This is a genomic window from Streptomyces beihaiensis (genome assembly GCF_026274175.1).
GTDB lineage: Bacteria > Actinomycetota > Actinomycetes > Streptomycetales > Streptomycetaceae > Streptomyces > Streptomyces beihaiensis.
Genome location: NZ_JAPHNL010000309.1, coordinates 20,102 through 32,175 on the forward strand (window position 1 = coordinate 20,102; position 12,074 = coordinate 32,175).

10 protein-coding genes are annotated in these 12,074 nt (G+C 69.0%); 9 read left to right on the plus strand and 1 reads right to left on the minus strand.

Going from position 1 to position 12,074, the window contains the following annotated elements:
* Positions 1-67: 67 nt before the first annotated feature.
* The 9 genes from OFY01_RS27115 to pssA all read left to right on the plus strand — a co-directional run bounded on the left by OFY01_RS27115 (position 68) and on the right by pssA (position 11,112).
* Complete coding sequence (locus OFY01_RS27115) at positions 68-1,876, plus strand: 3-hydroxyacyl-CoA dehydrogenase family protein (protein ID WP_266604235.1); 1,809 nt, start codon at positions 68-70, stop codon at positions 1,874-1,876.
* A gap of 85 nt (positions 1,877-1,961) precedes the next feature.
* Positions 1,962-2,804: a TetR family transcriptional regulator gene (locus OFY01_RS27120; RefSeq protein ID WP_407700433.1), complete on the plus strand. Its 843-nt coding sequence runs from the start codon at positions 1,962-1,964 to the stop codon at positions 2,802-2,804.
* A 506-nt stretch (positions 2,805-3,310) separates the two neighbouring features.
* Complete coding sequence (gene ccrA, locus OFY01_RS27125; protein ID WP_266604238.1) at positions 3,311-4,648, plus strand: crotonyl-CoA carboxylase/reductase; 1,338 nt, start codon at positions 3,311-3,313, stop codon at positions 4,646-4,648.
* Positions 4,649-4,692: 44 nt separating this feature from the next.
* Positions 4,693-6,741: a protein meaA gene (locus OFY01_RS27130; RefSeq protein WP_266604240.1), complete on the plus strand. Its 2,049-nt coding sequence runs from the start codon at positions 4,693-4,695 to the stop codon at positions 6,739-6,741.
* Positions 6,738-7,703 carry an HpcH/HpaI aldolase/citrate lyase family protein gene (locus OFY01_RS27135; protein WP_266604242.1) on the plus strand — a complete coding sequence of 322 codons (966 nt, stop codon included), beginning with the start codon at positions 6,738-6,740 and terminating at the stop codon, positions 7,701-7,703. Before OFY01_RS27130 ends, OFY01_RS27135 begins: the two co-directional genes overlap by 4 nt.
* A gap of 7 nt (positions 7,704-7,710) precedes the next feature.
* Positions 7,711-8,226 (plus strand): MaoC family dehydratase, encoded by a 516-nt coding sequence (locus tag OFY01_RS27140; protein ID WP_266604244.1) that lies wholly within the window; start codon positions 7,711-7,713, stop codon positions 8,224-8,226.
* Between the two features lie 2 nt (positions 8,227-8,228).
* Positions 8,229-9,434, plus strand: a complete 1,206-nt coding sequence (locus tag OFY01_RS27145) for an acyl-CoA dehydrogenase family protein (RefSeq protein ID WP_266604246.1) — start codon at positions 8,229-8,231, stop codon at positions 9,432-9,434.
* A 183-nt stretch (positions 9,435-9,617) separates the two neighbouring features.
* A complete protein-coding gene (locus OFY01_RS27150; protein WP_266604248.1) occupies positions 9,618-10,274 on the plus strand; it encodes a phosphatidylserine decarboxylase in 657 nt (218 codons plus the stop codon).
* A gap of 22 nt (positions 10,275-10,296) precedes the next feature.
* Positions 10,297-11,112 carry a CDP-diacylglycerol--serine O-phosphatidyltransferase gene (gene pssA, locus OFY01_RS27155; RefSeq protein WP_266604255.1) on the plus strand — a complete coding sequence of 272 codons (816 nt, stop codon included), beginning with the start codon at positions 10,297-10,299 and terminating at the stop codon, positions 11,110-11,112.
* A 74-nt stretch (positions 11,113-11,186) separates the two neighbouring features.
* Here pssA and OFY01_RS27160 read toward each other — a convergent pair whose 3' ends face one another.
* Positions 11,187-11,912, minus strand: coding sequence for a class I SAM-dependent methyltransferase (locus OFY01_RS27160; RefSeq protein WP_266604249.1), 726 nt, complete (start codon positions 11,910-11,912; stop codon positions 11,187-11,189).
* Positions 11,913-12,074 lie beyond the last annotated feature (162 nt).

Below are 12,074 nucleotides of genomic sequence, written 5' to 3' on the forward strand. Positions count from 1 at the left end.
CTGTCGGCAGATCGTGGCGCCTTCGCGTGCGCCCCTCAGTCGTCACCCTCACTCCTGGAGTTCCCGGATGGACGCTCCCCTGTCCCCCCAGACGCCCGAGTCCCGCATGTCCACCGTCGCCGTCGTCGGCCTCGGCACCATGGGCACCGGCATCGCCGAGGTCCTGGCCCGCGCGGGCCGCGAGGTCATCGGCATCGACGTCAGCGAGACCGCCACCGCGCAGGCCGTGGCCGCCCTGGAGGCCTCGACGGCGCGTGCGGTGCGCCGTGAACACCTCACCGAGCAGGAGCGCACCGAGCTGCTCGCCCGCTTCCGAACCTACACGGAACTGCGGGCGGCGGCCGACGCGGACCTGGTGATCGAGGTCGCCCCGGAGTCGTACGAGGTCAAGCAGCAGATCTTCCGCGAACTCGACGCGATCGTGCGGCCCGACACCGTCCTGGCCACCGGCACCAACGCGCTGTCGGTGACGCGGCTCGCCGCCGACTCGGCACGGCCCGAGCGCGTGCTCGGCCTGCACTTCTTCAACCCGGCGCCCGCGATGAAGCTCGTCGAGGTGGTCTCCAGCGTGCTCACCGCGCCGACCGCCGTCGCCGCCGTAACCGACCTGGCGATCGAACTGGGCAAGGAGCCCGTCGCGGTCGGCGACCGGCCCGGCTTCGTCGCCGACGGTCTGCTCTTCGGCTACCTCAACCAGGCCGCCGCCATGTACGAGGCCAAGTACGCCTCGCGCGAGGACATCGACTCCGCGATGAAACTCGGCTGCGGACTGCCGATGGGGCCGCTCGCCCTGCTCGACCTGATCGGCGTGGACACCGCACGGACCGTGCTCGACGCCATGTACGCCGAGTCCCGCGACCGGCTGCACGCGCCCGCGCCCATCCTCAAGCAGCTCAGCGAGGCGGGTCTGACCGGCCGCAAGGCGGGCCGCGGCTTCTACTCGTACCAGGAGCCGGGCAGTGACGTGGTCGTGCGCGACGCCCTCACTCCCCTCACCGGCGCCGCCCCCGCGCCCACCCGCACCGTCCGCTCCGTCGGTGTCGCGGGCTCGGGCACCATGGCCTCCGGGATCGTGGAGGTGTTCGCCAAGGCCGGGTACGACGTCGTGCTCGCGGCCCGCAGCCAGGAGAAGGCCGAGAAGGCGAAGGCCCGGATCGGCACGTCGCTTCAGCGCTCTGTCGACAAGGGCCGGATGACCGCCGAAGCGGCCGAGCAGACCCTCGCGCGGATCACTCCTGCGGGCACGTACGACGCCTTCGCCGACGTCGACCTGGCGCTGGAGGCGGTCGCCGAGGACCTGGAGATCAAGCAGCAGCTGTTCGCGACGTTCGACAAGGTCTGCAAGCCGGGCGCGATCCTCGCGACCACCACCTCCTCGCTGCCCGTCGTCGCCTGCGCCCGCGCCACCTCGCGCCCGCAGGACGTCATCGGCATGCACTTCTTCAACCCGGCCCCGGCGATGAAGCTGGTGGAGGTCGTGCGCACCGTCCTGACCGCCGACGACGTGCACGCCACCGTCCGCGACCTCACCGAGAAGGTGCGCAAGCACCCGGTGGACTGCGGGGACCGGGCCGGGTTCATCGTGAACGCGCTGCTCTTCCCGTACCTGAACAACGCGATCAAGATGGTCCAGGAGCACTACGCCTCGCTCGACGACATCGACGCCGCGATGAAGCTCGGCGGCGGCTACCCGATGGGCCCGTTCGAACTGCTCGACGTGGTCGGCCTGGACGTCTCCCTCGCCATCGAGAAGGTCCTGCACCGCGAGTTCCGCGACCCGGGCCTGGCCCCGGCGCCGCTGCTCGAACACCTGGTGGCCGCGGGCTGCCTCGGCCGCAAGACGGGCCGTGGCTTCCGCGAATATGCCCGGCGCTGAGCAGGGACCGGGAGCGGCATCCGGCTGGGGCGGGCTGCTCGGTGATCCGGGCGGCCCGCTGACCGCCGCGCGTGGCCGAACGTCCATGCAGTACGTTCGGGGCATGTCCAAGGCCGACCAGTCCTCCCGTACCCCCGCAACGTCCGACGCCGCGGCCACATCCATCAGCGGCTCCGCCGCGGGGCCCGCGGCGGGCCGCGCCGCCGCACAGCGGCTCAAGATGCGGCGCGAGCTCGCGGCCGCGGCGATGGAACTCTTCGCCACGAAGGGGTACGAGGCGACGACGGTCGACGAGATCGCGGCGGCGGCCGGCGTCGCCCGCCGCACCTTCTTCCGCCACTTCCGCTCCAAGGAAGAGGCGATCTTCCCCGACCACGACGACACCCTGGTGCGCGCCGAGGCGGTCTTGAACGCGGCGCCGCCGCACGAGCACCCGCTGGACACGGTCTGCCGCGGCATCAAGGAAGTCATGAAGATGTACGCCGGGTCTCCCGCCGTCTCCGTGGCGCGCTACCAGCTGACCCGTGAGGTGCCGACGCTGCGCGAGGCGGAGATCGCCTCGGTCGCCCGCTACGAGCGTCTGTTCACGCGCTATCTGCTCGGCCACTTCGACGAGCAGGACCACCACGACGGCAACGACGACCCGCTGCTAGCCGAGGTCGCCGCCTCCGCCGTCGTCACGGCCCACAACCACGTGCTGCGCCGGTGGCTGCGGGCGGACGGCCAGGGCGACGTGGAGGCCCAGCTCGACCACGCCTTCGCGATCGTCCGCCGCACGTTCGGCACCGGCATCGGCGCCGGACGCACCCCCGCCACGCCGCCGGCGCAGGTCGCGCACTCCGGTGAGGTACTCGTCACCGTGGCCCGCACCGACGCGCCGCTGCCGGAGGTCATGCGCACCATCGAGGAAGCGCTCAGGAATCGGTAGCCCTGCGGAACCTCGCCGAAGAGGCGGGGCGGACGACTCATGGCACTGCGTGCCAGGTCATCCGCCCCGCCTCTTCGATTTTCCACCCGACCGATCCGTCGCCGATCGATCATCGATCCCTCATACGCACCAGTAACCCCTTCTGACCACGGATGATCGATCATCGCTCGTCTGCTGCGTAAAGATTTCACCTGAGCGAAATTGATGGCACGCAGTGCCTTGTGCGTCGTCACGCGGTGCCATACGTTGAGGGAAGTCCGGGCGGCCGGCGCGCAGAGAACCTCCGTGCGTCGGCTGTCCCCGCACACCGCGAAGGACCGTGGTGCGCGCGCCCGGACGCCTGCGTCACAGGCACCCTTCCGCGCCACACCAAGCGCCGCCACCGCACCACCGCACCACCCCGCCGCCGTCGAATCCGACGGCACCCCCAGCCCTCGATCCGTACAGCAGCCAGCCCGACCCCGACTCAGCGTTCCCCTCAGACGCTCATCGCCGGAGGCACCACCGTGAAGGACATCCTGGACGCGATCCAGTCGCAGAACGCCACGTCTGCCGACTTCGCAGCCCTGCCCCTCCCCGACTCGTACCGCGCCATCACCGTGCGCAAGGACGAGCAGGACATGTTCGCGGGGCTCAGCACCCGCGACAAGGACCCGCGCAAGTCGCTCCACCTGGACGAGGTCCCGGTGCCCGAACTCGGCCCGGGTGAGGCCCTGGTGGCCGTCATGGCCTCGTCCGTGAACTACAACTCCGTGTGGACCTCGATCTTCGAGCCGCTCTCCACCTTCGGGTTCCTGGAGCGCTACGGCCGCACCAGCGAGCTGGCCAAGCGCCACGACCTGCCGTACCACATCATCGGCTCCGACCTGGCCGGAGTCGTCCTGCGCACCGGTCCCGGCGTCAACGCCTGGAACCCGGGCGACGAGGTCGTCGCCCACTGCCTCTCCGTCGAACTGGAGTCCTCCGACGGGCACAACGACACGATGCTCGACCCCGAGCAGCGCATCTGGGGCTTCGAGACCAACTTCGGCGGCCTCGCCGAGATCGCGCTGGTCAAGTCCAACCAGCTGATGCCCAAGCCCGACCACCTTAGCTGGGAGGAGGCCGCGGCCCCCGGCCTGGTCAACTCCACCGCCTACCGCCAGCTGGTCTCCCGCAACGGCGCCGGGATGAAGCAGGGCGACAACGTGCTGATCTGGGGCGCGAGCGGCGGACTCGGCTCGTACGCCACGCAGTTCGCACTCGCCGGTGGCGCCAACCCGATCTGTGTCGTCTCCAGCGAACAGAAGGCTGACATCTGCCGGGCCATGGGCGCCGAGGCGATCATCGACCGCAACGCCGAGGGCTACAAGTTCTGGAAGGACGAGCACAACCAGGACCCGCGCGAGTGGAAGCGGTTCGGCAAGCGCATCCGTGAGCTGACCGGCGGCGAGGACGTGGACATCGTCTTCGAGCACCCGGGCCGCGAGACCTTCGGCGCCTCCGTCTACGTCACCCGCAAGGGCGGCACGATCGTCACCTGCGCCTCGACCTCCGGCTACAACCACGAGTACGACAACCGCTACCTGTGGATGTCGCTGAAGCGCATCATCGGCTCGCACTTCGCCAACTACCGCGAGGCGTGGGAGGCCAACCGGCTCATCGCCAAGGGCAAGATCCACCCGACCCTGTCGAAGGTGTACGCACTGGAGGACACCGGCCAGGCCGCGTACGACGTGCACCGCAACCTGCACCAGGGCAAGGTCGGCGTCCTCGCGCTCGCCCCGGAGGAAGGTCTCGGCGTGCGCGACCACGAGAAGCGCGCCCTGCACATCGACGCCATCAACCGGTTCCGGAACGTCTGACCCCCGCCCCTGACCCCTCTGAACTCCCCCAGGAGCAGCAGCAGATGACTGAGCGTCAGAAGGACCGGCCGTGGCTCATGCGCACCTACGCCGGTCACTCCACGGCGGAGGCGTCCAACGAGTTGTACCGGCGCAACCTCGCCAAGGGCCAGACGGGTCTGTCGGTCGCGTTCGACCTGCCGACCCAGACCGGGTACGACCCGGACCACGTGCTCGCGCGCGGCGAGGTCGGCCGGGTCGGCGTCCCGGTCAGCCACCTCGGTGACATGCGCCGTCTGTTCCAGGACATCCCCCTGGACCGGATGAACACCTCGATGACGATCAACGCCACCGCCATGTGGCTCCTGGCGCTCTACCAGGTCGTCGCGGAGGAGCAGGGCGCGGACATCGCGCAGTTGCAGGGCACGACGCAGAACGACATCGTCAAGGAGTACCTCTCCCGCGGGACGCACGTCTTCCCGCCGGGGCCCTCGCTCCGCCTGACGACGGACATGATCGCCTACACGGTGTCCCACATCCCCAAGTGGAACCCGATCAACATCTGCTCGTACCACCTTCAGGAGGCGGGGGCCACACCGGTCCAGGAGATCGCGTACGCGATGTCCACCGCCATCGCGGTTCTCGATGCCGTACGCGACGCAGGGCAGGTCCCCGCCGAGAAGTTCGGGGACGTCGTGGCCCGCATCTCCTTCTTCGTCAACGCGGGTGTCCGCTTCGTCGAGGAGATGTGCAAGATGCGGGCGTTCGGGCGGATCTGGGATCAGATCACGCGCGAGCGGTACGGCATCGAGAACCCGAAGCAGCGGCGCTTCCGCTACGGGGTGCAGGTCAACTCGCTGGGCCTGACCGAGGCGCAGCCGGAGAACAACGTCCAGCGGATCGTCCTGGAGATGCTGGCGGTCACCCTCTCCAAGGACGCGCGCGCCCGCGCCGTCCAGCTGCCCGCCTGGAACGAGGCGCTGGGGCTCCCCCGCCCCTGGGACCAGCAGTGGTCGCTGCGCATCCAGCAGGTCCTCGCCCACGAGAGCGATCTGCTGGAGTACGAGGACATCTTCGCGGGCTCGCACGTCATCGAGAAGAAGGTCGACGCGCTGGTCGCCGAGTCGCTCTCCGAGATCGACCGGATCCAGGAGATGGGCGGCGCGATGGCCGCCGTCGAGTCGGGCTACCTCAAGTCGCAGCTCGTCGCCTCGCACGCGGAGCGGCGCGCGCGGATCGAGGCCGGCGAGGAGAAGATCGTCGGTGTGAACATCTACGAGTCGACCGAGCCGAACCCGCTCACCGCCGACCTGGACACCGCGATCATGACGGTGGACCACGCGGTCGAGCAGCGGGTGGTGCGGGCCATCGGCGAGTGGCGCACCACCCGCCAGGAGTCCAGCGACCGGCAGGGCATGGGCGACCCGTTCCACTACCCGACGACCCGGCAGGCGCTCGACCGCCTCAAGGAGGCCGCGGCGGGTACGGAGAACCTCATGGAGGCCACCCTGGAGTGCGCCCGCGCCGGGGTCACGACCGGCGAGTGGTCCCAGGCCCTGCGTGAGGTCTTCGGCGAGTACCGGGCGCCCACCGGCGTCTCGTCGGCGCCGGTCGCCGTCACCGCCGAGGAGGGCACCCCGCTGGCCGAGGTCCGCGAGAAGGTCCGCCGCACCGGCGACGAGCTCGGCGGCAAGCTGCGCCTGCTGGTCGGCAAGCCGGGCCTTGACGGCCACTCCAACGGCGCCGAACAGATCGCCGTGCGGGCCCGTGATGCCGGGTTCGAGGTGGTCTACCAGGGCATCCGGCTCACCCCTGAGCAGATCGTGTCCGCCGCGCTCGCCGAGGACGTGCACTGCGTCGGCCTGTCGATCCTGTCCGGGTCGCACGCCGAGCTGGTGCCCGATGTGCTCGCCAGGCTGCGCGAGGCGGGCGCCACCGACATCCCCGTCATCGTCGGGGGCATCATTCCCCACGCCGACGCCGAGGATCTGAAGCGGGCGGGTGTCGCCGCCGTCTTCACTCCCAAGGACTTCGGTATCACGGAGATCATCGGCCGTATCGTCGACGAGATCCGGCAAGCGAACCACCTCGACCCGTTGGAGGTCCCCGCATGACGTCCCCCGTCAACCGACTCCGTCCGCGCCGTTCGTGCCTGGCGGTGCCCGGCTCGAACCCCCGCTTCCTGGAGAAGGCCCAGGGCCTCCCCGCCGACCAGGTCTTCCTCGACCTGGAGGACGCGTGCGCCCCGCTGGCCAAGCCGGAGGCCCGGCACACCATCGTCAAGTTCCTCAACGAGGGCGACTGGACGGGCAAGACACGCGTCGTGCGGGTCAACGACTGGACGACCGAGTGGACCTACCGCGACGTCGTGACCGTCGTCGAGGGGGCCGGCCAGAACCTCGACTGCATCATGCTGCCGAAGGTCCAGACGGCCGACCAGGTGGTCGCCCTCGACCTGCTGCTCACCCAGATCGAGAAGACGATGGGCTTCGAGGTCGGCAAGATCGGCATCGAGGCGCAGATCGAGAACGCGCGGGGCCTGAACAACGTCAACGAGATCGCGACGGCCTCCCAGCGCGTCGAGACGATCATCTTCGGCCCGGCCGACTTCATGGCCTCCATCAACATGAAGTCGCTGGTCGTCGGCGAGCAGCCGCCCGGCTACCCGGCGGACGCGTACCACTTCATCCTGATGAAGATCCTGATGGCCGCCCGCGCCAACGACCTCCAGGCGATCGACGGCCCGTACCTGCAGATCAAGAACGTCGACGGCTACCGCGAGGTCGCCCAGCGCGCCGCCGCCCTCGGCTTCGACGGCAAGTGGGTGCTCCACCCGGGCCAGGTCGAGGCCGCCAACGAGGTCTTCTCGCCCTCCCAGGAGGACTACGACCACGCCGAGCTGATCCTGGACGCGTACGAGTACTACACGTCGGAGGCGGGCGGCAAGAAGGGCTCGGCGATGCTCGGCGACGAGATGATCGACGAGGCCAGCCGGAAGATGGCGCTGGTCATCTCCGGGAAGGGGCGTGCGGCCGGCATGCAGCGCACGTCGAAGTTCGAAGCCCCGGAGGCGTGAGACAACCATGCAGTTCGGCCGCACCTACGAAGAGTTCACCGTCGGCGACGTGTACAAGCACTGGCCGGGGAAGACGGTCACGGAGTACGACGACCATCTCTTCTGCCTTCTGACGATGAACCACCACCCGCTCCACATGGACACGAACTATGCGGAGAAGACGACGGACTTCGGCAAGAACGTCGTCGTGGGCAACTACATCTACTCGCTGCTCCTGGGTATGTCGGTCCCCGACGTGTCGGGCAAGGCCATCGCCAACCTGGAGATCGAGTCGTTGCGCCACGTGGCGCCGACGTTCCACGGCGACACCATCTACGGCGAGACGACGGTCCTGGACAAGACCCCGTCGAAGTCCAAGTCGGACCGCGGGATCGTCCACGTCGAGACCAAGGGGTACAAGCAGGACGGCACGCTCGTCTGCGTCTTCCGCCGCAAGGTGATGGTGCCCACCGAGACGTACATCAAGGAGCGCGGCGGCGAGCAGCCCGGCCGCCCCGAGCCGAAGGCGCAGGAGAAGAAGTAACGATGAGCCGACTCGCCCAGACCCACGGCCTCACGGACGTCCAGCAGGAGATCCTGTCCACCGTCCGGGACTTCGTGGACAAGGAGATCATCCCGGTCGCGACGGAGCTGGAGCACCGCGACGAGTACCCGCAGCAGATCGTCGACGGGCTCAAGGAGTTGGGGCTCTTCGGTCTCATGATCCCCGAGGAGTACGGGGGTCTGGGCGAGTCGCTGCTCACCTACGCGCTGTGCGTGGAGGAGATAGCCCGCGGCTGGATGTCGGTCTCCGGCATCATCAACACGCACTTCATCGTGGCGTACATGCTCAAGCAGCACGGCACGCGGGAGCAGAAGGAGCACTTCCTGCCGCGGATGGCGCTCGGCGAGGTGCGCGGCGCGTTCTCCATGTCGGAGCCGGGCCTCGGCTCGGACGTGTCGGCGATCACGTCGAAGGCGGTCAGGGACGGCGACGAGTACGTCCTGAACGGCCAGAAGATGTGGCTGACCAACGGCGGCACGTCAACGCTTGTGGCGGTTCTCACTCGAAGTGATGAAGGTCACCCCGAGGGCACCGCCCCCCACAAGTCGATGACGACCTTCCTCGTGGAGAAGGAGCCCGGCTTCGGCGAGGTCCGGCCCGGCCTCACGATCCCCGGGAAGATCGACAAGATGGGGTACAAGGGCGTCGACACGACCGAGCTGGTCATGGACAACCTGCGTATTCCGGCCAATCGCGTGCTCGGCGGCGAGACCGGCCGAGGGTTTTACCAAATGATGGACGGCGTGGAAGTCGGCCGCGTGAATGTGGCGGCCCGCGGTTGCGGCGTCGCGCAGCGTGCCTTCGAACTCGGCGTCTCGTACGCCCAGCAGCGGCAGACTTTCGGCAAGCCGATCGCCAAGCACCAGGCGATCCAGTTCAAACTCGCGGAGATGGCTACCAAGGTCGAGGCCGCTCATGCGATGATGGTGAACGCAGCACGCAAAAAGGACTCCGGGGAACGAAACGACCTCGAAGCAGGGATGGCCAAGTACCTGGCCTCCGAATACTGCAAGGAAGTCGTGGAGGACGCGTTCCGGATTCACGGCGGTTATGGATTCTCGAAGGAGTACGAGATCGAGCGCCTGTACCGCGAGGCGCCGATGCTGCTGATCGGTGAAGGTACCGCCGAAATCCAGAAAATGATCATTGGTCGTCGACTGCTCGAAGAGTATCGATTCCAGGGCTGAACCTGGGCGAGATGTCCGTTACGGGGTGTTTTCGTCGCGAAGAAGATCACACCCCGTCAACGCTCTTCGGCCGCCGACTCGGTTTCCTGGCTTGCCCAGTTGCGGCTCGCAACCGATAGCATCCCGGGAAAAGCCGCCGTCCCCCCGTAACCAGCGCGGCCTCATCCGCTACGAAGGTCATCCATGCCCCACAGCCAAACCTCTGCACCACGCGACGGCGTCCTCAAGGGACGTCTTGCGCGCGGAGCCTCGCCGTGGCTTCTTCCGACCGTGGCCACGGCGGCACTCAGCCTGGCCCGCTCACGCAGCTCCAAGAAGGCCGCAGCACTCGCCGTCCCGTCCACCGCTCTGGCGGCCGGCATGCTGTGGTTCTTCCGCGACCCCGAGCGCGAGATCACGCAGGGCCGGGTCATCTCCCCCGCCGACGGTGTGGTGCAGAGCATCATGCCGTGGAAGGACGGGCGGACCCGTGTCGCGATCTTCATGAGCCCGCTGAACGTGCACGTCAACCGCGCCCCCCTCGCGGGTACCGTCACCTCCGTCGAACACATCCCGGGCGGATACGTCCCGGCGTTCAACAAGGAGAGCGAGAACAACGAGCGCGTCGTCTGGCACTTCGACACCGACCTCGGTGACATCGAGATGATCCAGATCGCCGGCGCCGTCGCCCGCCGCATCGTCCCGTACGTGCCCAGCGGCACCAAGGTCGAGCAGGGCGAGCGGGTCGGCCTGATCCGTTTCGGCTCGCGCGTCGACCTGTACCTTCCCGAGGGCGTGGAGGTCGACGTCGAGGTCGGCCAGAAGACCGTGGCGGGGGTGACTCGCCTTGACCGTGACTGACTCAGAGACCCGGACCGGCTGGGTGCCCGAGCCCGACGAGACGGACGACGCGGAGGAGATGCCGCTGTCGCTGCGCCTGTCGATAGCGGACACGCTGACGCTGGGCAACGCCACGTGCGGCTTCATGGCGGTCTACTTCACGACGACCGGCATCCTCATCCCGCACCTCCAGGGCGCCGCGGAGTCCGGCATGGCGCGGCACAGTGCCGCCACCGCCGTGATCCTGATGCTCGCCGCCGCGATCTTCGACCTGTTCGACGGTCTGGTGGCACGCAAGCTGCGCTCGTCGCCGATGGGCGCCGAACTGGACAACCTGTCCGACCTGATCAGCTTCGGTCTGGCACCCGCGTACTTCGTGCTCGTCTACGGCATGGTCGCCGACGACGCGCACCAGAGAGTCGCGGCGGTCGGCGCCATCGTGGTGCTGCTCGCGGTCGTGCTGCGGCTTGCCCGCTTCTCGTGCGTGACGGTGAAGGACGGCACCTTCCAGGGCATGCCGTCACCGTTCGGCGCGCTGACGGTCGTCTCGATCGTGCTGCTTCAGCTGCCGTTCGTGGCGACGCTGCTCGCGATCATCGGCACGGCGTGGCTGATGGTCAGCCGGGTCGAGTACCCGAAGCCGCGCGGTCGGCTCGCGGTGGCCATGCTCTCCTGGATCGTGCTGAGCATGGGCATGCTCACGGCCTGGGCGTTCGACGCGCCCGGCGGCCAGCTGCTGCTCGCCATGGGGTGCACGCTCCAGCTGGTGCTCGGCGCGGTGATCCCGCTGTTCGCCACGGCGCGGCGGGTGAACAACTTCCGCGACAACCGCCGAGAGGCACGGGCGGCGCAGTCGTAGACCGGGCGAACCGTCGCGAAAGGGCCCCGAACCATTGCGGTTCGGGGCCCTTTCGTCTCGTCCGTACGCACCCGTCAGGCGGGGCGCCGGAACAGGGCGGTCAGCAGGAACGGCTCGCCGAAGGTCACCGCGTCCTCGCCCCGCGGCGCCATCGGGCGCATCTCGACCTCCTCCAGGTCCGCGAAGAGGTAGCGCAGCTCGTCGGGCCCGAACGCGAGGCCGCCGCCCAGGTCCCCGGTCCGGTACAGCTCCTGGTCGGGTCTGAGGGAGCCGTCGGCGCCCGCGGCGAAGCAGACCACCCCGAAATGCCCGCCGGGCGCCAGAACACGCTCCAGCAGCTCCAGATAGCTGACCCGGCGGTGCGGAGGCAGATGGTGCAGGCACCCGGAGTCGTAGACGAGGTCGTACGGGGCGTCGGGCAGCGGCACGTCGAAGATGCTGCCCTGATGGAACCGGACGTCGGCGCCCGCCGCCGCGGCCCGCTCACGCCCCCAGGCGACCGCGGTGGCCGACTGGTCGACGGCGTCCACGGTGAAGCCGTGCGCGGCGATGTGAACGGCGTTGCGGCCGGGTCCGCACCCCAGGTCGAGCGCGCGGGCGCCCGCCGGGCGGGGCGGGAGGGCGGCCAGGTGTGCCGAGAGGTTCTCGTCGGGTTTGTCCACGAAGAAGGGGACGTCGCGGTCCCGTTCCGCGTAGAACCGGTCCCACCAGTCGGGGCCGTCCTCGACACGGCCGAAGACTCCGTCGAGCAGCCGGAAGACATCCTCGGTGGTGCGGACGGTGCGGTTCGCAGGAGGCAAGGGGGAACTCCTTGTCGCCGTAGGGCCTCTGTCTCCTCGAAGACCCTACGGCGCACCGACGCTCGGGGCCCCGGACAGGGGCCTGGTGCCCCGACAGGCAACGTTCGCCCCGTCGCGACGCCCGGCACGCCCTCTCGCCGCACCGGCCGAAAGCCCAAGTAC

Excerpts from the sequence above, each read along its gene's own strand:
- OFY01_RS27115 (WP_266604235.1), top strand. The coding sequence starts at position 68 with ATGGACGCTCCCCTGTCCCCCCAGACGCCCGAGTCCCGCATGTCCACC.
- OFY01_RS27120 (WP_407700433.1), top strand. The coding sequence starts at position 1,962 with ATGCAGTACGTTCGGGGCATGTCCAAGGCCGACCAGTCCTCCCGTACC.
- OFY01_RS27130 (WP_266604240.1), top strand. The coding sequence starts at position 4,693 with ATGACTGAGCGTCAGAAGGACCGGCCGTGGCTCATGCGCACCTACGCC.
- OFY01_RS27135 (WP_266604242.1), top strand. The coding sequence starts at position 6,738 with ATGACGTCCCCCGTCAACCGACTCCGTCCGCGCCGTTCGTGCCTGGCG.
- OFY01_RS27140 (WP_266604244.1), top strand. The coding sequence starts at position 7,711 with ATGCAGTTCGGCCGCACCTACGAAGAGTTCACCGTCGGCGACGTGTAC.
- OFY01_RS27145 (WP_266604246.1), top strand. The coding sequence starts at position 8,229 with ATGAGCCGACTCGCCCAGACCCACGGCCTCACGGACGTCCAGCAGGAG.
- OFY01_RS27150 (WP_266604248.1), top strand. The coding sequence starts at position 9,618 with ATGCCCCACAGCCAAACCTCTGCACCACGCGACGGCGTCCTCAAGGGA.